Origin of the sequence: Keratinibaculum paraultunense (assembly GCF_016767175.1) — a bacterium.
Lineage (GTDB): Bacteria > Bacillota > Clostridia > Tissierellales > Tepidimicrobiaceae > Keratinibaculum > Keratinibaculum paraultunense.
This window is the reverse complement of record NZ_CP068564.1, coordinates 680,264-704,396: the sequence shown is the minus strand read 5'-3', so window position 1 is coordinate 704,396 and position 24,133 is coordinate 680,264. Positions and strand designations below refer to the sequence as shown.

At 28.1% G+C, this 24,133-nt stretch carries 25 protein-coding genes, 2 tRNA genes and 1 other annotated feature; of the genes, 7 read left to right on the top strand and 20 right to left on the bottom strand.

Annotation, left to right across the window (positions count from 1 at the left end):
• Positions 1 to 85: 85 nt before the first annotated feature.
• The 13 genes from thrS to JL105_RS03225 form a co-directional block, all read right to left on the bottom strand.
• Complete coding sequence (thrS, locus tag JL105_RS03285; RefSeq protein ID WP_132026639.1) at positions 86 to 1,996, bottom strand: threonine--tRNA ligase; 1,911 nt, start codon at positions 1,994 to 1,996, stop codon at positions 86 to 88.
• 339 nt (positions 1,997 to 2,335) lie between these two features.
• Positions 2,336 to 2,878: a hypothetical protein gene (locus JL105_RS03280; protein WP_132026637.1), complete on the bottom strand. Its 543-nt coding sequence runs from the start codon at positions 2,876 to 2,878 to the stop codon at positions 2,336 to 2,338.
• 17 nt (positions 2,879 to 2,895) lie between these two features.
• Entirely contained in the window at positions 2,896 to 4,215 is a 1,320-nt protein-coding gene (gene hisS / locus JL105_RS03275; RefSeq protein WP_132026635.1) for a histidine--tRNA ligase, read from the bottom strand.
• Between the two features lie 122 nt (positions 4,216 to 4,337).
• A complete protein-coding gene (gene ytxC, locus JL105_RS03270; RefSeq protein WP_132026633.1) occupies positions 4,338 to 5,183 on the bottom strand; it encodes a putative sporulation protein YtxC in 846 nt (281 codons plus the stop codon).
• A gap of 72 nt (positions 5,184 to 5,255) precedes the next feature.
• Entirely contained in the window at positions 5,256 to 5,999 is a 744-nt protein-coding gene (locus tag JL105_RS03265; protein WP_132026631.1) for a DUF6873 family GME fold protein, read from the bottom strand.
• Positions 6,000 to 6,089: 90 nt separating this feature from the next.
• Positions 6,090 to 6,164 (bottom strand) — tRNA-Gly (locus tag JL105_RS03260).
• 18 nt (positions 6,165 to 6,182) lie between these two features.
• Positions 6,183 to 6,258 (bottom strand) — tRNA-Phe (locus JL105_RS03255).
• Positions 6,259 to 6,309: 51 nt separating this feature from the next.
• Positions 6,310 to 7,188, bottom strand: a complete 879-nt coding sequence (hslO, locus tag JL105_RS03250; RefSeq protein ID WP_132026629.1) for an Hsp33 family molecular chaperone HslO — start codon at positions 7,186 to 7,188, stop codon at positions 6,310 to 6,312.
• Between the two features lie 88 nt (positions 7,189 to 7,276).
• Positions 7,277 to 7,477: a cold-shock protein gene (locus JL105_RS03245; RefSeq protein WP_132026627.1), complete on the bottom strand. Its 201-nt coding sequence runs from the start codon at positions 7,475 to 7,477 to the stop codon at positions 7,277 to 7,279.
• A 217-nt stretch (positions 7,478 to 7,694) separates the two neighbouring features.
• Entirely contained in the window at positions 7,695 to 8,432 is a 738-nt protein-coding gene (locus tag JL105_RS03240; protein WP_132026625.1) for a class I SAM-dependent DNA methyltransferase, read from the bottom strand.
• Between the two features lie 3 nt (positions 8,433 to 8,435).
• On the bottom strand, positions 8,436 to 9,179 hold the full coding sequence (locus JL105_RS03235; RefSeq protein ID WP_237722298.1) for an SIR2 family NAD-dependent protein deacylase: 744 nt from the start codon (positions 9,177 to 9,179) through the stop codon (positions 8,436 to 8,438).
• A 12-nt stretch (positions 9,180 to 9,191) separates the two neighbouring features.
• The gene (locus JL105_RS03230) at positions 9,192 to 9,383 is read right to left on the bottom strand and encodes an alpha/beta-type small acid-soluble spore protein (protein ID WP_237722297.1); all 192 of its coding nucleotides are present in this window, start codon (positions 9,381 to 9,383) and stop codon (positions 9,192 to 9,194) included.
• Positions 9,384 to 9,430: 47 nt separating this feature from the next.
• On the bottom strand, positions 9,431 to 10,387 hold the full coding sequence (locus tag JL105_RS03225; protein ID WP_132026620.1) for a type II CAAX endopeptidase family protein: 957 nt from the start codon (positions 10,385 to 10,387) through the stop codon (positions 9,431 to 9,433).
• Between the two features lie 140 nt (positions 10,388 to 10,527).
• Here JL105_RS03225 and JL105_RS03220 point away from each other — a divergent pair, with 140 nt between their 5' ends.
• The 3 genes from JL105_RS03220 to dapB are packed head-to-tail and all read left to right on the top strand — an operon-like array spanning position 10,528 to position 13,168.
• On the top strand, positions 10,528 to 11,520 hold the full coding sequence (locus JL105_RS03220) for an aspartate-semialdehyde dehydrogenase (protein WP_132026618.1): 993 nt from the start codon (positions 10,528 to 10,530) through the stop codon (positions 11,518 to 11,520).
• 2 nt (positions 11,521 to 11,522) lie between these two features.
• Positions 11,523 to 12,404 (top strand): 4-hydroxy-tetrahydrodipicolinate synthase, encoded by an 882-nt coding sequence (gene dapA, locus JL105_RS03215; protein ID WP_202690601.1) that lies wholly within the window; start codon positions 11,523 to 11,525, stop codon positions 12,402 to 12,404.
• A gap of 5 nt (positions 12,405 to 12,409) precedes the next feature.
• Entirely contained in the window at positions 12,410 to 13,168 is a 759-nt protein-coding gene (dapB, locus tag JL105_RS03210; RefSeq protein ID WP_132026614.1) for a 4-hydroxy-tetrahydrodipicolinate reductase, read from the top strand.
• Positions 13,169 to 13,200: 32 nt separating this feature from the next.
• Here the strand turns inward: dapB and JL105_RS11535 are convergent, their stop codons facing one another.
• The 3 genes from JL105_RS11535 to pdaB all read right to left on the bottom strand — a co-directional run bounded on the left by JL105_RS11535 (position 13,201) and on the right by pdaB (position 15,169).
• Positions 13,201 to 13,329, bottom strand: a complete 129-nt coding sequence (locus tag JL105_RS11535; RefSeq protein ID WP_273542371.1) for a hypothetical protein — start codon at positions 13,327 to 13,329, stop codon at positions 13,201 to 13,203.
• Positions 13,330 to 13,528: 199 nt separating this feature from the next.
• A complete protein-coding gene (locus JL105_RS03205; protein WP_132026612.1) occupies positions 13,529 to 14,191 on the bottom strand; it encodes a single-stranded DNA-binding protein in 663 nt (220 codons plus the stop codon).
• Positions 14,192 to 14,392: 201 nt separating this feature from the next.
• Positions 14,393 to 15,169 (bottom strand): polysaccharide deacetylase family sporulation protein PdaB, encoded by a 777-nt coding sequence (gene pdaB, locus JL105_RS03200; RefSeq protein ID WP_170169627.1) that lies wholly within the window; start codon positions 15,167 to 15,169, stop codon positions 14,393 to 14,395.
• Between the two features lie 229 nt (positions 15,170 to 15,398).
• Between pdaB and JL105_RS03195 the strand changes: the two genes are divergently transcribed.
• Complete coding sequence (locus JL105_RS03195; protein WP_132026607.1) at positions 15,399 to 15,599, top strand: alpha/beta-type small acid-soluble spore protein; 201 nt, start codon at positions 15,399 to 15,401, stop codon at positions 15,597 to 15,599.
• A gap of 95 nt (positions 15,600 to 15,694) precedes the next feature.
• On the top strand, positions 15,695 to 16,246 hold the full coding sequence (locus JL105_RS03190; protein WP_132026605.1) for a DUF4364 family protein: 552 nt from the start codon (positions 15,695 to 15,697) through the stop codon (positions 16,244 to 16,246).
• Here the strand turns inward: JL105_RS03190 and JL105_RS03185 are convergent.
• From JL105_RS03185 to JL105_RS03170, 4 genes are all read right to left on the bottom strand, one after another.
• Positions 16,235 to 17,164, bottom strand: a complete 930-nt coding sequence (locus tag JL105_RS03185; protein WP_132026603.1) for a YncE family protein — start codon at positions 17,162 to 17,164, stop codon at positions 16,235 to 16,237. The genes JL105_RS03190 and JL105_RS03185 overlap by 12 nt on opposite strands.
• Positions 17,165 to 17,233: 69 nt before the next feature.
• Positions 17,234 to 17,452 carry a hypothetical protein gene (locus tag JL105_RS03180; protein WP_132026601.1) on the bottom strand — a complete coding sequence of 73 codons (219 nt, stop codon included), beginning with the start codon at positions 17,450 to 17,452 and terminating at the stop codon, positions 17,234 to 17,236.
• Positions 17,453 to 17,510: 58 nt separating this feature from the next.
• Positions 17,511 to 18,806 (bottom strand): bifunctional folylpolyglutamate synthase/dihydrofolate synthase, encoded by a 1,296-nt coding sequence (locus JL105_RS03175; RefSeq protein ID WP_132026599.1) that lies wholly within the window; start codon positions 18,804 to 18,806, stop codon positions 17,511 to 17,513.
• 106 nt (positions 18,807 to 18,912) lie between these two features.
• Complete coding sequence (locus JL105_RS03170; RefSeq protein WP_132026680.1) at positions 18,913 to 21,561, bottom strand: valine--tRNA ligase; 2,649 nt, start codon at positions 21,559 to 21,561, stop codon at positions 18,913 to 18,915.
• Positions 21,562 to 21,612: 51 nt separating this feature from the next.
• Positions 21,613 to 21,829: a binding site (T-box leader), on the bottom strand.
• A 133-nt stretch (positions 21,830 to 21,962) separates the two neighbouring features.
• Here JL105_RS03170 and JL105_RS03165 point away from each other — a divergent pair.
• Entirely contained in the window at positions 21,963 to 22,973 is a 1,011-nt protein-coding gene (locus JL105_RS03165; protein WP_132026597.1) for an ABC transporter substrate-binding protein, read from the top strand.
• Between the two features lie 153 nt (positions 22,974 to 23,126).
• Positions 23,127 to 24,089, top strand: coding sequence for a C40 family peptidase (locus tag JL105_RS03160; RefSeq protein WP_132026595.1), 963 nt, complete (start codon positions 23,127 to 23,129; stop codon positions 24,087 to 24,089).
• Positions 24,090 to 24,133: the final 44 nt, after the last annotated feature.

Sequence of the window (24,133 nt, the reverse complement as noted above, 5' to 3'; positions counted from 1 at the left end):
ATAAATTTATGGTCTTCTTTTTTATATTCAGCATAAATATTTAAAATTATAAATTTGTTAATGTATTTATTAAAAATAGAAAAAATTATCTTTTATTTTTTACTTCTTCTAACACCTTATCCACGAATTCACCTAATTTAAATTGTCCAATATCCCCTTCATCTCTTTTGTTTACTGATACTGATCTATTGTCTACTTCCTTTTTGCCTACAATAAGCATATAAGGTATTCTTTGAAGTCTAGCTTCTCTTATTTTATATCCAATTTTCTCAGCTCTATCATCTACAGTTACTCTAATTCCTTTGTTTTCCATTTCTTTCTTAATTTCATAAGCATAGTCATTAAATTTATCTGATATAGGAAGAATTGTAGCTTGAACTGGGGCAATCCACACTGGAAATTTACCAGCATAGTGTTCAATTAATATTCCCATAAATCTTTCAATACTCCCTAATATAGTTCTATGAATCATTACTGGACGTTTCTTTTCATTATCTTTATCAACATAAGTTAAATCAAATCTTTCAGGCATTTGAAAATCTAATTGAATAGTACCACATTGCCAAGTTCTTCCAATAGCGTCTTCTAGATGATAATCAATCTTAGGTCCATAAAAAGCTCCATCACCTTCATTTATTGTATACTCTATTTCCTTTTCTTCCAAAGCTTCCTTCAAACTATTGGTAGCTAATTCCCATTGTTCCTCTGTACCCATGGAATTTTCTGGTCTTGTAGATAATTCAACATGATATTTAAATCCAAATACACTATATATATAATCTGCTAAATCTATTATATCTTTAATTTCATCCTTCACCTGGGAAGGTAACATATATAAATGAGCATCATCTTGAGTAAAACTTCTAACCCTCATTAGTCCATGAAGAGTACCAGAAAGTTCATGTCTATGAACTAATCCTAATTCGCCCCATCTTAATGGTAAATCTCTATAACTATACATATTTGACTTGTATATAAGTATAGAGCCAGGACAATTCATAGGCTTTATAGCATAATTGTTATCATCTATTACCGTAAAATACATATTCTCCCTATAATGATCCCAGTGCCCTGAACGTCTCCATAATTCTTCATTTAATATAATTGGAGTTTTTATTTCTCCATACCCTCTTTTAGCATGTTCTTCTTTCCAAAAATCCTCCAATATATTTCTAATAATCATTCCCTTTGGATGAAAAAATGGAAATCCAGGTCCTTCTTCATGAATACTAAACAAGTCCAATTCTTTACCTAATTTTCTATGATCCCTTTTCTTGGCTTCTTCCAATCTGTAAAGATATTCTTCTAAATCTTTTTTCTTCTCAAAAGAAATACCATAGATCCTTTGGAGCATCTTGTTTTTTTCGTCTCCACGCCAATAAGCCCCTGCAATACTTAATAACTTTATATACTTAACTCTTTTAGTATTCAACAAATGAGGTCCAGCACAAAGATCTATAAAATCACCCTGTTTATAAAATGATATTTCTTCATCTTCAGGTAAATCTTCTATAAGTTCAAATTTATATATTTCTCCTCTTTTCTTAAAATATTCTAATGCCTCATCTCTAGGCATTACAAATCTTTCCATTATATAACCTTCCTGAGCTATTTTTATCATTTCCTTTTCAATTTTTTCCAAATCTTCTGAAGTAAATCTATGCTCTGTATCAAAATCATAATAAAAACCATCCTCAATTGCAGGTCCTATTGCTAGTTTTACATCTGGAAATAATCTTGTCACTGCATGAGCTAATATATGGGCTGATGTATGCCAAAAAATTTGTTTTCCTTCCTTATCTTCAAACTTAACAATTTTAATATTAGCGTCCTCATCAACAGTCTCCTGCATTCCTTTAACTTTTCCATTAACTATAGCACCTACAGCTTCTCTGGCTAATCCTTCGCTAATATCTTTTGCAATCTCAAACACAGTAGTACCTTTATTGTACTCTTTAACTGAATTATCTGGTAAAGTTATTTTTATTTTTTCCATTATCCTTCCTCCTTCTAAACTATATAAAAACCTCTCGCCACTGCATAAAGCAGGGACGAGAGGTTAATTCCCGTGGTTCCACCCTAATTGGTTCTCCTTTTAATAACGCAAAATTTGCGGACATCCTTCAGCTTAAAGCTTAGGATACAGCTTAGGGGTGGTCTTCAGTCAAATATCTCTTAAGGATGCTTTCAGCCTTAGGCATTCCTCTCTCTTTAAGGATTCGTTTTTGACCTACTCTTCCCTTCTTAGCCTTTTAATATTTTTTAATGTATTAACTATACATTATAATTCACATGTAGTTAAAAAGTCAAGAATTATTTATGAATTAATGTATAATTATTTTTTTACTAATTTATTATTAAATTGAGTCCATTTCTTACCATAATCTGAATCTTTTACCTTCTTAACTTCTTTTTCATATTCCTTTTCAATATTTAATTTAAAAAATTCACTAAAAATTAAAAATCCAAAAGCAAATAAGTACGGTTTTAAAGTCCATTTCACAGGAAATATTAAACCTTCATTAATTACAGATTTTCTTGCATAAGAAACTCTCTGAAAACTGTCAAGAACCTCTATTGCCGCCAAAATATTTAGAAATATTACCAATACAATTTTATATAATTTACCGTCTATGTTTCGATATAATATGAAACTCCATATATTATATATAGAATAAATTGCAACTACTATACCTAAAAAATCAAATACAGTATATAGATTAATTGTACTATTAATGTACTCATTTCTCTGAAACCTATCATGAAACTTTTTATACTCATTTACATCTAATCTTTTTTGTTCTAGCTTAATACTACAAATAATAGTGGCTAATATCAATATAATGGCTAAAATATAAAATAACTTTTTAATATTCATAAGCATCCCTCTTAACGCTATTTATTTAAAAACAATAATAATTCTTCTATAGACAACATTTCTTGCTTTCCAGTCTCCATATTTCTTAAACTATACCTTTCCTGCTTTATTTCTTCTTCTCCAATAATTAGAGTATAAGGAATCCCTAGCTTATCTGCGTAACTAAATTTTTTACCCACTTTCCCTTTTTCTAAATATATTTGGGTATTTATATCTTCGTCTCTCAGTAAATTTGCTATTTTTATAGCTTGATCTAAATAGCCTTTCATTGGAATGACTAATACCTTTGTTAATGAAGAATCTTCAAATTTAATTAAATTTGCTTCATTTAACTGGTAAAATAATCTAGTAAGCCCTATAGATATACCAACTCCTGGTAATTTTTGTTTAGTGTAGTATTCTGCTAAGTTATCATACCTGCCTCCAGAACAAATACTGCCAATATTAGGATAATCGTCTAGAAAAGTTTCATATACAGTGCCTGTATAATAGTCTAATCCTCTAACTATAGTTAAATCTATCATATAATTTTCTTCAGGTACTCCAAAAGCTTTCACATAATAATTTACAGTTTTTAACTCATTTAATCCTTCTTTGAATATATCATTTTCTATTTCTAAACTATTTAATTTTTTTAATTTTTCTTCATTAGTTCCAGATATCTGTATAAATTCTAGTATTTCTCTTATTATTTCTTTTTCTAATCCTTGCTCTTTTAATTCTTCCTCTACCTTATTCAATCCTATTTTTTCTAATTTATCAATAGTTCTTAAAATTTCAGTAGAATCTAAAATTTTAAGATGTTTAAAAAATCCCTTTAATATCTTTCTGTTATTAATTTTGATAGTAAAAGATTTAAATCCTAAATCTTTAAATGTAGAATATATAATACTAGGAATCTCTGCATCATTTATTATATCCAATTTTTCATTGCCTATTATGTCTATGTCGCATTGATAAAACTCTCTAAATCTGCCTCTTTGAGCCTTTTCTCCTCTATATACCTTTCCTATATGATATCTTTTAAAAGGAAAAGTTAATTCGGAAAAATGCTGGGCTACATAACGTGCCAATGGAACTGTCAAATCAAATCTTAATGCTAAATCTGTATCCCCTTTTTTAAATCTATATATCTGTTTTTCCGTTTCTCCCCCACCTTTAGCCAATAGTATCTCTGCTCTTTCTATTACAGGTGTATCTATTGGCAAAAATCCAAATTTTTCATAATTATATCTTATAGTATCTAACATTTTATTGAACAATATTTGCTCTGATGGAAGTAATTCCATAAATCCAGGCAATATAGATGGCTTTACTATATCATTATCATTTGTCATATATATACCTCCAAATTATATGTGTTAATTACTATAATATCATTTATATAAACTTTTTCAAATAAAATTATACATTTTATTAAAATAAAAAAGAAGCTGCAAAATCCAACTTCTAAGTATTTTCAACTTTTAATTTTTATCTCTTTATTACATTTTTCACATCCTTGACAAATATAAATTCTATCTTGAAACACATTTAGAATTACTTTTATCACATCTTCATCTTTACATTTATCATCTAAATGTAAAATGATTTTCTCAGGTGCTAGTACTATTAAAGTACTTATAAGTATATCATTTTTACTTATATTAGTATCATCCATCTCAGTAATAATTTCTGAAAAAAAATCCTTATCAATAATATTTCCACTATCATCTAATAATTTATAATCTACATCTTCAAATATTAAATGAATTAATTCATATTTAGGTTCTTGAGATTCAACAAAATACTGCAATATTTTTATAAATTCTTTATATTCTTTTTCAATGGTAAATTCATCTATACCTTTTTCAATAGCTAAATCTATTAAAAAATCCAATTGTTTAAGTCTAAATCTTATTAGTCCATCTACTAATATAATTGAATTGTTTTTTAAATAATCTTTTGTTTCCATATATATGGATTTCTTTTCATCTAAAAAATTACTTTTATCTAGTAATATATTTTTTGATATTTTGGCTACCTCTTTCTTTTCAGATACTTTTAAATCATCTACATATAAATATAAATTTTTATTAATAATATCTTCAGCATAGATATTTAATATAATATCCAATATAGCTTTTGCAACATCACTATAAAAATTTTTATGTGCTACTGCTTTTTTATTTTCCATATTTATATTTATAAAATATCTAGAACTACATATATTATTATCAATCTTTATCTTTCTATCAAAAAAATAATTTTTTACTATTTCCATAGCTTTATCTATATTTTTATTTATTCCAATAGTCACATTCACTATTTACTCACTCCTTTCTTTTACTAGTATGCTCTATAGAAAACTCCATATTCAATATAAAGAGTTACTTTATTAGCAGTATAAACCAATTATAGTTCCAACATCTACAAGTTTTTTATCACTTAACCATATTAACCTTTTTCTATATTTTTTTATAAATTTAATAATTTTTTCTTTATCAGGATGATGATTAACCTTGCCAGTAAAAAAAATTTCATTTATCGATAAATTTCCACATGCACCACCAATAAAACCATAATCATATCCTGGAAGTTCAACATATCCTGGATTTATCAAAAGAGTATCAAAACCTAATTTCTTTAATTCTTTACTTATCATATAATCTGCTGTTATAACTGCTCTTTCATCAATAATAGCCATAGAACATTTAGTATAGCCTTGATTTACATTAATAAATTTTAAGTCTTGTTTTTTAAGATAATATTTTAATTTTTCATCAGTATATTTAAAATTATGTATGGCTATTCCTTCCATTCTACCTACATTATATGCTACATCCTCAGGATAAGTTTTACCTAATTCTGTTTCTCCTTTGATTAAATTTATACCCAGACCCTGTAATTTTTCTTCATAATATTCAAAAACATTTGGTGCTATAATTAAAGTTCTATGATCAATAGGGTGAATAACTATATCTGGATGATATGATATGGGATAATCTACTTCTTTACACTCTATAGTTGGTATTATATTTAAATTTAGTTTTTTTAAATTATCCATTATCTCATCAGATACTCTTCCATCAATTATTATAGTATTTGCTTTTTTTAATGGTATAAATGGGTTTCTAGTCATAGTATTCACCCTTCTCTTTTATAATTAATTTATAGTTATGAAACATATTATAAACACAAAACAACCTCCTATTTAAATAGGAGGTTTGTATGGAGCGGAAGACGGGATTCGAACCCGCGGCCCTCGCCTTGGCAAGGCGATGCTCTACCACTGAGCCACTTCCGCAAATTCTAATAAAAAACTTGGTGCCCAGAGGCGGAATCGAACCACCGACACGGGGATTTTCAGTCCCCTGCTCTACCGACTGAGCTATCTGGGCTTATATGCCACACTTGTTAGTATATAAAATTATATTAATAAAGTCAATATATTAATTATCATTTATTAATTTATATAAATCTTCTTTTGAAAATAAATATTTGCTATTACAAAAATTGCATACTATTTCAGCTTTCCCATCTTTTTTTATCATATCTTCTATTTCTTCTTTGCCTAAACTCAATAATATATTTTCAATTTTTTCTCTTTGACAATTGCATTTAAAATCTATAAATCTTTTATCTAATATTTCCATATCAAATTCTCCAAAGAGCTCTACCATTATCTCCTCTGGAGTTAACCCTTCATTTATTAAAGTTGAAACAGGTTTTGCTTTGCTAAGTATTTTCTCTATCCTATCAAGATCTTTATCCGCTATATCTGGAAGCAATTGTAGCATGTAACCACCAGCTGCTTTAACCGAAATATCTTTGTCTACTAAAACTCCTAAACTTACAGCTGAAGGTTGCTGTTCAGATATGTAAAAATAATGTACCAAATCCTCAGCAATTTCTCCTGAAACTAAATTAGCCATTCCTATATAAGGCTCTTTTAATCCTAAATCCTTTATAACTACCAATTGACCGTCCTTACCTACTAATCCACCTACATCTAGCTTTCCATCAGGTCTTGAAGGAATATCTGCATAAGGATTATCAACATATCCTTTTACTTCCCCTCTACTATTAGCGACAGTTACAATGCTTCCAATTGGACCATTGCCTTCTATTTTAAAAGTTAAAGAATCTTTTTCACCCTTCATAGTAATGCCCATCATGACTGCTGCTGTCAAAGCTCTACCTAATGCAGCAGTTGCTGTAGGAGAAGTATTATGAATTCTTCTTGCTTTTTCAACTAAATTAGTTGTTCTTGCAACAAATAACCTAAAAGTTTTATCTTTACTTATCCCACGTATAATATAATCTTTCATAGCATATACTCCTTTAAAAATATTTAAAGCCCCTAAAAATTAGGGGCTTGATTGCTACCGTTATAAAACATATAACAGAGAATTAGGTTTATAGTTTCACAACATTAGTAGCTTGAGGACCTTTTTCTCCTTGAACTATTTCAAATTCAACATTTTGTCCTTCTTCTAAAGTTTTAAATCCGTCACCTTCGATTGCTGAATAATGTACAAATACATCTTCGCCCTCATCAGTGGATATAAAACCATAACCTTTTGTAGCATTAAACCACTTTACAGTACCTTTTACCATTTAAAACATTCCTCCAATACAACAATTTAATAATAATAGATGAATCCTATGTATCATCTATCTTGAATTAAGTTTATCATAAATACTATATCCTTGTCAAATAATATTCCCAACTTTTTTATAAAATATTCTTTTATTTTTTATTTTAGATTTATCCATTTATTAGTATTAAATAATTAGTTGTTTTTAGTTACTTTTAATCTTTGAATTTACATTTTTAAACTATAGCTATAAAAGTAATCCTTTCTGATTTATCCTTAGGCTTTTCAAAAGAAAAGCCATCATAACAAAATATTTTATTAAAAGAAGCTTCTTTTAATAAATCATTTATCTCATTGGTTTTATAAGCCCTTTCAATATGAGTTTCATCAAAACGTATATACTTTTCATTTTCTTCTTTTACAAAGAAAGTTAAGTAAAACTCAGCTATATTGTTTTTTTCATCAAAATAATTTTGCCAAATGTAGAATATATCTTCTCTATCTTCTACAAATGTATTATTCCCAATTATATATTTTAATTTATAGTAGGAATTTATATCAAATATAAACATTCCTCCAGGTTTTAAATGTTTCTTTACATTTTTAAATGTATTTAATAAATTCTTTTCATTTTCTATATAGTTAATACTATCACAGGCGGAAATTATAACATCAAAATTCTCATTTATATGAAAATCTACCATATCCTGATTCAACAACTTTACATTTTTAAACTTATTCAATTTATTGTAGGCAATGCTAAGCATATCAGATGATATATCAAAACAAGTTAAATCATATCCAGTATTTGCTAAATAATAGGTAAGATTTCCTGTACCACATGCCATTTCCAGTATGTTTTTAGGCTTGTAATTAAACTCATTAAATATCTCCTCTATATACATATACCATGCCCTATAATCTATATCTGCTCTCATCAAATCATCATAAATATAAGCAAATTTTTCATACATAATTTAATCCTCAATTAATTTTTCCAATATAATATCCAAAGTATCTCCAGCTTTACCTTCAATCCTAACATCAGCAATTCCATCCATTGCTGTAGGACCTTTATTTATTATTATTAATTTTTTTGCAAATTGTGGAAGATAGTTTACTGGTGCAACCATAAGGCTTGACCCAATTACAATAAGTAAATCGCTTGTTTCTACTTCCCTCACTGCAATATTAAATTCCTCTGGTAACATATCGCCAAACAATACTACATTTGGTCTAAGAATACCACTACAACTATCACAAATAGGTGGAATTTCTTCATTATTAACTTTCTCTATTAACACATTTAAATCAACTACTTTACCACAACTAGTACAATATCCTTCCCGAGTATTGCCATGTACTTCTAAAATATATTTTGAACCTGCTTTATAATGTAAATTATCAATATTTTGAGTAATAATTCCATTTATATAGCCTAATTTCTCCATTTCTGCTAATGCTAAATGGGCTTTATTTGGTTCTGCATGAGTCATATCTAATAAAATATTAAATCCTTTTTTATAAAATCTCTCTGGATCCCTATTTAATACATCTCTAGATAAAACTTCCATCGGATCTACATTTTCCCATAGTCCTGTATTAGGGCTTCTAAAATCAGGAATACCACTTTCCGTAGAAATTCCTGCTCCTGTTAATACCATGGTCTTAGAAGAATCTTTAATTAATCTTACAGCCTTGTCTATATCTCCTAAACTCACATAAATACCTCCTTATTTCTTTTGCTCATTCTCTAACTCTTTCTTTTTAACCCTTATCAAACCACCTATCCTGCCTGATTCCTTAGCTGTTAAGCCTCCCCATCCTACTTCATTTATTTTATCCATCAATCCTAATTCTTCGGCAATTTCATATTTTAATTTATCTTCTAAAGTTGGCTCTCTTTTCTTTTTTTTATTTTTCATTTTCATACCTCCCAATAATAGTATTGGAAGGATTAGGATCTTTTATTCTATATAAACAAAAGTTTGTAATTCCATAAAATAAATATTACTACAATTATAAATATAGGAAAAACTTCCATCATATTCATCCCATCTTTTTTATATAATTCCCTTGTTAAATATTCTCCTTGTATAAAAGTATTTAATTCTAAAACTTCTTTTTTTTCTCCTGTAGGCAGTAGTTTTATTAATTTAAAAGATATAAAACCAAATACCAAAACAAATATACCTAGTCCTAAAATAGCAATTATCATCTGTTCCATCTCAGGCAAATCTACGTTTTCCATACTCAATCCTACTAGTTGCTCAGTCTTAGTTGCAATATAGCCAATAGTTAATGCAATAGTATTATTTACGGTATGTCCAATCATTGTAGCATAGATGGAATTAGTTTTATATGCTATTGTTCCAAATAATATGCCTAAATAGATAGGTCCTAACAAATTTTGTACATTAAAATGAAATAATCCAAATAATATAGCAGAATATATAATAGCTTTTTTCTTACCTAATCTATCATAAGAAGACATTATTAATCCTCTAAACATAGTTTCTTCGCATATTCCAGGTGTCAAAGAAATTATTAAAAAACTAAGTACATACTCCTTTAGATTAGAAGGCAAAGGTAAAGGAGTTGGTTGAATTTCTATAAATCTACTCAACAAAGTTATACCAATAAAATTAAAGAATACCGCTACTGGATAAGAAAATAATACTATTAATATAGTCAATAATATTTGTTTTAAATTTATCTTGTTAAGTCTAAGAACATAATTAATAGAATAATTATTAAACTTTAAATATAATACTATTGGCATCAATATAATAATGTATTCAGTTATCAATAAACCTATATAGATGTTTTTATATTGGGCAAATGCTCCTAATGTTGTCAGTGATAATGCAATAAATAAAAACAATATATTTGTTTCTAAAATTGATGGTATGTTTTTGTTTTTAGGCATATTATATTCCCCTTTCTTTATATATTTTATACTTTTTAATATCTAAAATCAAATATACTCTTCTATTATTGAAGAATATCATATATTATAATAATATATATGTAATTAATATTATTTATTAATGGAGGTGTTTTAATTATATGGTAAATATTGGAATCGTAGGGGCTACAGGTATGGTTGGTCGAAATTTCCTAAAAATAATGGAAGAAAGAAATTTCCCAGTAAATAAATTATATCTATTTGCCTCATCAAAATCTAAAGGTAAAACAATAAATTTTAAAAATAAAGAATATATAGTAGAAGAATTAAAAGAAGATTCCTTTGATAAACCCATAGATATAGCTTTATTCTCAGCAGGAGGTAATATAAGTAAAAAATTTGCCCCTATTGCAAAAGAAAAAGGAATTGTGGTAATTGACAACAGTAGTGCATGGAGGATGGAAGAATGGGTACCTCTAATAGTTCCAGAAGTAAATCCTGAAGCAATAAATAAACATAAAGGTATAATTTCAAACCCAAATTGTTCCACCATTCAATCAGTTATACCTCTTAAACCTTTGGATGATGAATATGGATTAAAGAGAGTTGTATTTTCAACTTATCAATCAGTATCTGGCTCAGGAATAGGAGGACTTAAAGATTTGGAAAAAGGTTTAAACAAACCTTTCCATGAAAAATATCCTCATCCTATTGCTTTTAATGTAATACCACATATTGATGATTTTCTCGATAATGGTTATACAAAAGAAGAAATTAAAATGATTGAAGAAACAAAAAAGATACTAGAAAACAACGACATAAAAATAACTGCCACTACTGTAAGAGTTCCTGTTAAATACGGTCATGCTGTATCTGCAAATATTGAATTAAAAAAAGACTTTGAACTAAAAGATATATTTAAATTATTGGAAAATTTCCCAGGAATAGAAGTATTAGATGATCCTACAAACAATATTTATCCTATGCCTATTATGGCAGAAGGTAAAGACAAAGTATATGTAGGAAGAATAAGAAGAGATTTTAGTTTAGAAAATGGTTTAAATATTTGGATAGTAGCAGACAATATCAGGAAAGGTGCAGCTACTAATACTATCCAAATAGCTGAATTATTATTAAAAAATAGGAGGTTATAATTATGTTTAAAGGTTCTGGAGTTGCTATAGTGACCCCTTTTAACGATCAAGGGGTTGATTTTGAAAAACTTGGCGAATTATTAGAATGGCATATCTCAGAAGGTACAGATGCTATTATAATATGTGGTACTACTGGTGAATCAGCTACTATGAGCGATGAAGAAAAAAAAGAAGCTATCAGATTTACAGTAGAAAAAGTAAATAATAGAATTCCAGTAATTGCAGGAACGGGCAGTAATAACACTAAACATTCTATTGAACTTAGTCAATATGCAGAAGAAATTGGAGCTGATGGATTGCTAATAGTAACCCCATATTATAATAAAACCACTCAAAAAGGATTAATAGAACATTATACTGCAATTGCTGATAAAGTAAACATACCTATTATTGTATATAATGTGCCTAGTAGAACTGGATTAAATGTACTACCAAACACCTTATTTGAAATGTCTAAACATCCAAATATCAGAGGTGTAAAAGAAGCAAGTGGTAATATTGCTCAAGTGGCTGAAATTGCTAGGTTAGCAGATGATGATTTCTATATATATTCCGGAAATGATGATATGGTAGTTCCACTTTTATCTCTAGGTGGTCATGGAGTTATATCAGTAGCAGCTAATATACTGCCAAAAGATACTCACAACATGGTCCAATTTTTCTTAGATGGAGATATAGAAGCTTCTAAAGAATTACAATTGAAAATGAAACCATTAATAGATGCTCTATTTATCGAAGTAAATCCAATTCCTGTTAAAGAAGCTATGAATTTACTAGGTATGAATGTTGGTCCTTGTAGGCTACCATTAACTTCCATGTCTGATGAGAATAGAGAAAAATTAATAGACGAAATGAAAAAATATGGTATGGAGATTAGGAGGTAATTCTTATGCTAAAGGTAGTTATAAGCGGTTATCTAGGTCAAATGGGGCAAACAATTAGTAAACTCATTTCAGCTAGAGAGGACATGGAATTAGTAGGGGGTATAGATAAAAACGCTTCTTCATATAACGGAAATATAGATATATATGAAAACATACTGGATTTTAATAAAAAATGTGATGTTATAATCGATTTTTCCCATCCTTCATCTATAGATAATTTAATTAATTATGCAATATTAAATAATACTCCATTAGTAATTGGAACTACTGGATATGGTGAAAAAGAAATAGATAAGCTAAAAGAAGCTTCAAAAAATATTCCAATATTCTACTCAGCCAATATGTCTTTAGGAATTAACCTTATATTATCCTTAGTTTCAAAAGCTGCTTCTATTTTAGGTGAAGATTTTGATATTGAAATAATTGAAAAACATCACAACAAAAAAATAGATGCACCTAGCGGAACTGCCTATATGATAGCTAATGAAATCAACAAGGTTTTTAATAATAACAAATCATACACCTTTGGAAGACATACTAAAAATAATAAAAGAACTCCTGATGAAATAGGGATTCATGCAATTCGCGGAGGAACTATAGTAGGTGAACATACTGTATTATTTGCTGGATTAGATGAAATTATTGAAATAAAACATAGTGCTTATTCAAAAAACGTATTTGCTAAAGGTGCATTAACTGCTGCTGAGTTCATAGTAAATAAGGAAAAAGGATTATATAATATGAAAGATATGATAAATAAATAATAAAACCTACAGTGCACTGTAGGTTTTATTATTTATTCCTGAAATTTTCTAATCAATATTTCTTTAATCTGTCTTAATTCTACGAGTATTTTATTTAAAGTGTGCTGTAGACTCACAAGTATCACAAATAGCATAGTAACTATTATTATTTCAGTACGCATAAGTATTCCCCTTATTATAATCATTGGATTTTTTATACTAAACTATCTTGCACTCATTTAAGTTAAAACCTAAATCTATTAATAATAGTATACAATTTATTGAAGTTTTTGTCATTATGTAACCCATCTTAAATTTAAATATATTTGTTTAAACAATATTGCTTTTATTTTAACTTTTTAATTACACAGCAACATTTTATTATAAGTATTTCCTATTGTTATCATTTTCAATATATTCTAACTTAGATATAGACACTTCATAAGCAACCTTAGTTTCTATTTTATCATTTCCATATCTTTTTTGATATTTTCTACTCTGTATCCTTCCCCATATTTTTATATGATCTCCTATTAGTAATTTTTCACAAAATCTTGCATTTCTTCCCCAAGCAATACAAGGTATGTAATCAGATTTATTGTACGCTCTATTTACAGCTATAAGTAAATCAGTTATTTCTCTTCCTAGAGGTGTAGTTCTGTAAATAGGAGGTTTACATATATATCCATCTAAAAAAATTTCATTTGGTTTTTCTAACATTTCTTTTATTTCATCTTCATCTATTAACAATATAATATCCCTAGCAAATACTGTTAAAATCAAACGGCTACCATTATCAATATATCTATTATATGATCTTAGTTGCCCATATATCTCTACAAATGCTCCAACATCTAAATCCATATCTACAATTAAACGTTCAGAAACAGTAATAGGTAAAATATCTACTGAATTACTCAACCTGGGCACTTCTACTTCAAATGTATAAAATCCTTCACCATATATTTCATGGCTAAAATTTAATGGCGTAGCCATTTTACCTATAATTTTTACCGAATTAGTATCCATTAATTTACTAATCATTTATATTCATCTCCCCCTTATTCTTGTGTTTTTTAATCTATAACTATGTTTATTCTAATATAATAATTAATATGATTACGATTTTTACTATATACATTTGCCTTTATAAAAATATAATTTGATAATATATTATCAAATTATAGAAAAAGTTTCCATCAAAAACAATCAGTTAAATTAGTAACTAAATGGCATATAAAATATTTATTCATCATTCTTTTGTATTTGTCTTCCTGTATTATCCATATAAAAATTATCTTTATAAATCAATTGAGACACTGGCACTATTTCATATCCTTCATTTTGAAGTCTCTCTATAACTATAGGTAAATATTCTGATACATATTTTGCATTATTGTGAAATAATATTATTGATCCATTTCTTACATTTCTAATAACTCTATCTACTACTGGTTGTACTCCCATCTCCTTCCAATCTAATGAATCCACATCCCATTGAATCACATAGTAACCGTTTTCCTTACACAAATTTATTACTCTATCATCATAATCTCCAAATGGAGCTCTAAATAATATAGGTTTTTCATTTATTATCTTTTCTATTTTATCTTCTGTTATATTAATTTCTTTTACAATTTCTTCATCAGATAACTTGGTCATATAAGGATGATTTGTAGAATGATTCCCTACATCATGACCTCTATTATATATCTCCTTTACATGTTCAGGATATTTATCAACCCAAAATCCCACTAAAAAAAAAGTGCTTTTTACATTATATTTATCCAATATATCTAATATATCTAAAGTATGGTCATCGCCCCAAGATGCATCAAAAGTAATAGCTACTTTTTTCTCCTCTGTTTCTACACTATATATTGGCAATTCTTTTTTATATGAAAATACTTCTGAAATATTAATATTTGATTTAATACCAGTATATATAATTGAAATTATAACTAAAAATATAACTACAAGTATTCTAAATATTATATGATTTCTTTTATATTCCTTATTCAATAAATCACCTCCTGTAATATCTATTAATATAATTTATTCTCATTTTATATTTATATTACTTTTGCTTATTATTATATTTTCTTTAATACATGTATATAATACATTGTAATTTTTTTCTGTAATGGCATAGATTATGTATATTTTATATATTTGGCATAATATTTTTAAAATAATAAGGTTATCCTAATAATACAGCAACAAAAAAAGTTGTTGTAAAGGAGGATAATAAATGGCTAATAATAAAATAGTAGTTCCTGAAGCTAGAGAAGCTTTAAATCAAATGAAGTTAGAAATAGCTAGCGAACTAGGAATTAATAACTATGATAGCATAGATAAAGGCAATTTACCTTCTAGAGTGAACGGTTATGTAGGCGGATATATGGTAAAAAAACTTGTAGAAGATGCTCAAAGACAATTATCAAATAAATAATCATAAAACAGGTAAGTGGAATTCCACTTACCTGTTTTATGTGATATAATTTACATACATTCATAATATATTTAAATATAATAGAGGTGTTAAATATGTTTGCAGAAAATACTGAAGAACTTGCTCAAAATAAATTGCTTTTACTGTATATAATTGATAAATCTAAAGAACCTCTAACCAACGAGGAACTTACTGAATTTATACTGGAAAATAATTACATGAACTATTTTTTAATCCAACAATATTTATCTGAACTGGTAAATTCAAAATTTATAGAATATGTGGAGAAAGAAAATAAAAAAATCTATAGAATGCTGGACAAAGGTAAAATAACTCTTTACTATTTGCAAGATAGAATCCCTGAAAACATTAAAAAATATATTTTAAGCAAATTTAATCAAATATCTAATGAAAAAAATAAAAGCACTCAAATTATAGGAGAATATTTTAAAACAGATGAACATAGTTATACGATAAATCTTAAATTAGTAGAAAAAAATGACACTTTATTTAGCCTTTATTTAAATGTAACTACTGAAGAACAAGCTCAAAAAATTTGTAGTACTTGGAAACAAAATACAGAATATATTTTTAAAAATATATTGAATTTATTAATAAATGAAGAAATATTTTCACTAGATAATTAAAATCCCTCCCGGCTCTTTTCCAACTTTTATATAATCTGTTAAATTATTCTCTTTTATATCAAAAAAATATAATATATCATTTGCTATATCAGTTATAAATATTGTGTTGTCTCTATCCCATTTAATTCTATTAGGCATTCCCATAAGCTTAGTTTTGCTTAATAGATTTCTTTTTTCAATGTCCAACCTACAAATATACCCCTCATCTATACTAGTAATAAAAACTATTTCTTTATCATTTAATTTTAACATGGTTGTAAATATACCTTTAAGCTGAAAAATTTCTTCTTCACTATAATTTTTTAAATTCATTATGGAAATATTACTATTATTTATAGTCCCATTATTGACACTATACAAGATATACATATATTCATCTTCTATGATTATTTTAAGTGGATTGTTTTTTAATTTAATGGTTTGATTCTTATATTCATCTAGGTCTATAATATTTATACTACTTCCATTACTATTAGCTATATATAATTTTTTTTGAATTTCATCAATTTCAATATCTATAGGTTTTTCACCTACTGGAATATTTTCAATTAAATAAAATTCTTTCTCGTCAACAACAGATATAGAATTAGAATCACTGTTTACAATAAAAATATGATCATCAAAAGCTTTTATACTAGTAGGGAAACTTCCTACATATAATTTATCTACAAGATTACCACTAATTATATCGATCTTAAAAATTGAATTATCATAAGCATTGGTGCAATATACAAATTTATATCCATCGTATATCATATCCCAAGGCCCAATTGAAGGAACATTCAACATAGTATTTGTACCATTATTTATAGTTTCCCTTAAATAAATTATTTTATCTACTTTTTTATCTAATAGATTTATACAAGTTAACGTATCATCCCCAGTATTAGCAATAATAAGTTTCTCTTTTAATTTCAACCTACCACCCCCATCCACTATATATAAATCAATCTATGCAATATAATGGATTAAGGTGATATAAATTTGCTATAGCAATATTCTACGGCTAAGTCTTTGCCTATTTAATGATATATTTCTTCTTTTTACTTCAATTATCAACTGATTTACTATATATACTCCCTTCTGATATTCACTTGTATCTTCCTCCATAGATAAAATTTTTAATCTATCCATTTCCTCAATAGTAAAATCAATTAGTTGTTCATTTGTTAAATTATAATAGGGATTAAATTTTATTTTATTCATAAAAAAACCTCCTATAGAATATATAAATATGTATATTCTATAGAAAGGTTACATATAACTATTTATTTTGAATAAAAATTCTTCTAACATCTCCTATTAAATACAAAGAACCTGCAAATATAATTAAATCATCTTTATTAGCTTTTTCAAATGCTTTATCTATAGCCTTTTTTATATTCTTTTCTACAAAAGTATTTCTATTATATTTATTAACTATTTCTTGTAAATCATAAGCATCCATTTTTCTAGGCATATTTACTTCTGTTATTATTATTTCATCAGCCAAGGGAGCTAATATTTCAACCATATGTTCCACATCTTTATCTTTTAATATTCCTAATCCCAATATAAGCCTTTTATATTTAAATAATTTTAAATTCTTTGCTAAATTTTTTATTCCCTGTACATTATGTGCACCATCGATTACAAAAGTAGGATCTCTATTTATTATTTCTAATCTACCTTTCCACTTAGTCTTCTTAAGCCCCTTTTTAATGTCTTCTTCAGATATATCTATAAATCCCTTATTCTTTAAAGTTAATAAAGTAAACAGAGCTAAAGCGGCATTATATACTTGATATTCTCCTAATAAACTTATTTCAATATCCTCATATACTTTACCATCATACTCAAAATCAAACAATCCTCCAAATTCACTTAATTTTTTAATTTTTACTTTATCTACAGGACATACTAACAATTCAGCTTGCTTTTCTGTTGTTACTCTTTTTAGTACCTCCAGAGCCTCATTCTGTTGTGGATAAGATATCACAAGCCCACTATCCTTTATAATGCCAGCTTTTTCATATGCAATCTTATCTAAAGTATTCCCTAACACATCCATATGATCATAGTCTATAGTCGTTATAACAGAAGCTAATGAATTTTTGATAACATTTGTAGAATCGGCTCTTCCACCTAAACCCACTTCTAATACCACATAATCAACTTGTTCTTCTTTAAAATATACAAATGCAATAGCTGTAACTATTTCAAAAGTAGTAGGATGTTCATAACCTTCTTCCAACATTATCTCTATTTTATCCTTAATTTTTTCTGTTATATTTGCCAATCTATCATTAGGTATGTCCACTCCATTGATAGATATACGTTCATTAAACCTTTCTAAGAAAGGTGAAGTAAACAATCCTACCTCATATCCTGCTTCTTGCAAAACTGAAGCAATATAAGAGGCAGTAGAACCTTTTCCATTGGTTCCACCAATATGGATATATTTCATATCTAAATGAGGATTTCCTAAAAATTCTAAAAGTTTTCCTATAGTATCTAATCCTAATCTTGAACCAAATTTATTTTTATCATTTATGTAATCTAATGCCTCTTTGTAATCCATAATATCCCTCTTTCCATATATACTTTTACAAAATAATTTTAAAACATTTTTACATAATAAACAACAAAAATTTATTTAGGGTGGAATTTAAAATCCACCCTATAATTTATTTATTGGATCTTAAAGCTTTAAGTCTTTCTAATACTTTTTCCATCATGTTTTCATATTTTTTCTGTTTTTCTCTTTCCTCTTCTACTACATGCGCCGGAGCTTTAGTAACAAATCCTTCATTAGAAAGCTTTCCTCTAACTCTTTTCAATTCTCCTTCTAATTTTTCTTTTTCTTTCTCTAATCTTTCAATTTCTTTGTCAATATCTATCAGCCCCTTTAATGGAATATATACTTCACATCTATCCAATACAACTGAAATATTACCTTCTCCTAAATTACCCTTATCTTTAATAATTTCAATCTCTCCAGCACTAGCTAAATTTACAAAATATCTTTTACCATAATTTAAAATATCCTCAATATCCTTATCTTGAGTAACAAATATAGTTTTAGCTTTTTTAGAAGGAGCTATATTCATCTCCTGCCGTGCATTTCTAATACCCTTTATAGCATTCATTATATAAATCATCCTATTTTCTGCTTCTGGATAATTATACTTATCATTATAATCAGGCCAAGAGCTAATAATTAATGCTTTATCTCTTCCAGGTAAATGCTGCCATATTTCTTCAGTTATAAAAGGCATAAATGGATGCAGTAATTTTAATACGTTTTCCAACACTTGTAAAAGTACAATTTGTGCAGTCTCTTTGCTTTTTACATTATCTCCATATAACCTAGGTTTTACAATTTCAATATACCAGTCACAATATTCATCCCATATAAAATCATATATTTTTTTAGCTGATAGTCCTATTTCGTATTTTTCAAGATTTTCCGTTACTTCGGCAACTACAGTATTCATTCTAGAAAGTATCCATTTATCCTCTTCTTCTAAAGAATTTAAGTCTAATTCTTTATCTATTACGTTCTCATCAAAATTCATCAACACAAATCTAGTAGCATTCCATAATTTATTTGCAAAATTTCTACTTGCCTCTACCCTTTCCATATAAAATCTCATATCGTTACCAGGAGTATTGCCTGTAACCAGTGTAAATCTCAACGCATCCGCTCCATATTCCTCTATTACCTCAATAGGATCGATTCCATTTCCTAAAGATTTACTCATCTTTCTACCTTGCGAATCCCTTATTAGTCCAGTTAAGAATACATCCTTAAAAGGCACTTCTCCAGTTAATTCCAGGCTTGAAAATACCATCCTTATTACCCAAAAGAATATAATATCATATCCAGTAACTAGTACATCTGTAGGAAAGAAATACTTAAAATCTTCCGTTTCCTCTGGCCATCCTAGTGTAGAAAAAGGCCATAGAGCAGATGAAAACCAAGTATCTAGTGTATCTGGATCTTGATATACTTTAGTACTTCCACATTTATTACATTTTTCTGGTTTTTCCCTTGAAACCATTATTTCATCACATTCTTCACAATAATATACTGGTAATCTATGTCCCCACCATAATTGCCTAGAAATACACCAATCCCTAATATTTTCAAGCCAATGAGTATATATCTTGCCAAATCTTTCAGGTATAAAATTTAATTTCCCTTCTTTGTATACATCTAATGCTGGCTTAGCTAAAGGTTCCATCTTTACAAACCACTGTTTAGATATAAGAGGCTCTACCACAGTTTTACATCTTTCACAATGACCTATGCTAATATCATGATCTTTAATTTCTACTAAATAGCCTTCTTTCTTTAAATCTTCAACTATTCTTTTTCTTGCTTCATATCTATCTAATCCTTTATATTTACCACCATTTTCATTTATAATAGCTTTTTCATTCATAATTATATATTGACCTAATCCATGTCTTTCTCCAACTTCAAAATCATTAGGGTCATGGGATGGGGTAATTTTTACTGCACCAGTACCAAATTCCATCTCTACATACTCATCTTCAATTATGGGAATCTCTCTATTTACCAATGGTAAAATAGCTTTTTTTCCTACCAAATGTTTATATCTTTCATCCTTAGGATTTACTGCAATAGCTAAATCCCCCAACATAGTCTCCGGTCTAGTTGTTGCTATAGTTATATACCCTTCCTCATCTTTTAATGGATATCTAATATACCAAATACTTCCTAGGGTCTCTTCATGTTCTACTTCCGCATCTGAAATAGCAGTTTTACAATTTGGACACCAATTTATTATTCTATCTCCTCTATAGATTAAACCCTTATTATATAATCTAATAAAAGTCTCTTCTACAGCATTACTTAAACCTTCATCTAATGTGAATCTCTCTCTACTCCAATCACAAGAAACTCCTAATTTTTTTAATTGGTTGTTTATATTACCACCATATTTTCTAGTCCATTCCCAAGCTTCTTCTAAAAAGCCTTCCCTTCCTAATTCTTCTTTAGTTTTTCCTTCTGATTTAAGTTTTTCAACTACTTTAGCTTCAGTAGATATGCTAGCATGGTCCGTTCCAGGTAACCATAAAGCTTCATATCCTTCCATCCTCTTCCAACGTATAAGTATATCCTGTATAGTATTATTTAATGCATGACCTAAATGTAAATTCCCAGTAACATTTGGAGGGGGCATCATTATAGTAAAAGGTTCTTTGTTTTCGTCTACATGGGTCACAAAAAAATCATTATCCATCCAATATTTGTATAGCTTATATTCAAACTTCTTAGGATCATATGTTTTGGGTAAATTTTCCATCATCTTTAACTCCTCCTTGCATTTTATAATAAAAAAACCTTCATCCTCATAAATAAGGACGAAGGCATAATTCGCGGTACCACCTTAATTCCATAGATATTATCTATGGCTCTTAAATAGATAACGGTCATCCCGTCTAAGCTTACTCTTTTCAGCTTAAATACTCAGAAGCTACCTTCAGTAAACATTGCCTAAAAAGGTTTCTCAGCCTACGAACCTTCTTCTCTGTATAGGATATTTACTTACTCCTCTTCTTCATAGTATTTATTAAATTGTTAGACAATATTATATATATAAATTCTAATCTTGTCAAATAAAATTGTTTTGTAACCAAATAATTTTATTTGAATAATATAAATATTAAAGATTACCTCGTTTTAAGATAATACAGGAGGGATGCAATGAAAAAAATAATTAAGATAATTTTATTAACATTAACAGTAATTTTATTAATTAGTACCAGTTTAGTTGGCTGTAAAAAAAATCAACTTAAAAAAGTTCGACTTATTGAAGTTACCCATTCTTTATTCTACACTCCCCAATATGTAGCTATTACCCAGGGATTTTTTGAAGAAGAAGGTTTAAATATTGAACTTATTAATGGCAAAGGAGCAGATAAATGTATGGCTGCTCTACTAAGTAAAGAAGCAGATATTGCTTTTATGGGACCAGAAGCTTCTGTCTATGTATATAATCAAGGAAAAGAAGATTATGCAATAAATTTTGCTCAACTCACTCAAAAAGATGGTTCATTTTTAGTAGGTAGAGAACCTGATCCAGATTTTACATTTGACAAACTTAAAGATAAAGAAATTATTGGCGGACGAAAAGGCGGTATGCCTGAAATGACTCTAGAATATGTACTTAAAAAACATGGGCTTACTCCAGGAGTAGATGTAATTGTAAGAACAGATATTCAATTTGACGTAATGGCTGGAGCTTTTGTTGGTGGTGAAGGAGATTATGTCGCATTATTTGAACCTGTCGCTTCTACCTTAGAAAAGGAAGGAAAAGGGTATGTGGTAGCCTCTATAGGAAAAGAGGCAGGATATATACCTTATACATGCTACTCTACTACTAAAAGCATTTTAGAAAAAGATCCAGAAATGATTCAAAGTTTTACAAATGCTATATATAAAGGGATGCTTTGGGTACAAAACCACTCCACGGAAGAAATAGCAAAAGCCATAAAATCACAATTTCCTGATACAGATAATGAGATACTAATAGCATTAATAGAAAGATATAAGGAACAAGATAGTTGGAAACCTGATTTGATAATTACTAAAGAAGGTTTAAATCATATGATGGATATAATGGAATTAGCAGGAGAATTGGATAAAAGAGCAGATTATGATAAGATAGTAACCACCAAATTTGCTAAAAAGGCCATGGAAAGCATAACAAAATAGCATAAAAAGGGGTAGTAATATGAACTGCCCCTTTAAATAAAATTAAAAAAGTTACAAATTAGTTACAATTTCCTCTTTATTTTTTTATAGTTTTATTATATACTTTTATGTAAGCAAAAATTTATAATAAATATTTAAAGGGAGTTGTTTTTAATGCAAATTAAAAAGTATTTAAAATGTACAGCTATAGCTGTTACTATGTCAGGAATACTATTTGCTACACCTATTTTAGGACAAGCTGTTCTAGGAGAACAAGTGCTAAAAGATGGTATGACACATGAAGATATAAAGATACTACAAGAACATTTAATTCATTTAAATTATCTAGAACTAGACAATACTACTACATATTATGGTGAACAAACTACTAATGCAATAAAAGAATTTCAAAAATCTCAAGGATTAAAAGCTGATGGTATATTTGGACCAGATACATATAAAGCTTTAACAAAAGTTATGGAAATTGAACCTCTAAAATATAATGGAATTTTAAAAGAAGGTATGAATAGTGAAGATGTGAAAAAATTACAAAAAAGTCTTAAATTCCTAGGATTTTTAGATATAGATGAATGTACTACATATTTTGGTCAAGAAACTAAACAGGCTCTTATGGACTTTCAAAAAATTCATAATTTAAAAGTAGACGGTATAGCTGGAGCAGAAACTATTCGTATTTTAAATGAAGCTTTATCAGGTAATAAGCATAGAAATAAAATTGCTTCTGCTAATAGAGGTAGCTTAAGTAATCAATCATTGGGACAAGATATTGTATCCACAGCTAAAAAATACATAGGAACCCCTCATTCTTCTAGAAATTCTAATGGATTTGATTGTTCCGGCTTCACTTCTTATGTATATAAGCAACACGGAATAAATATATCTCGTTCTTCTGCTGAACAAGCCAATGATGGCGAGTATGTAAGTAAAGATGATTTAGAAATTGGAGATTTAGTTATATTCAATGATACTTATAAATCAGGACCAAGTCATACTGGAATATACATAGGAGATGGCAATTTTATACACGCTAGTTCTTCGAAAGGGGTTATAATATCTGATTTAAACTCTGATTCCTATTGGAGTAAACGATTTTATTGCGGAAGAAGAGTACTTTAATAAAAGAAATAAAACAAACCGGCTACCACAAGGAAGCCGGTTTG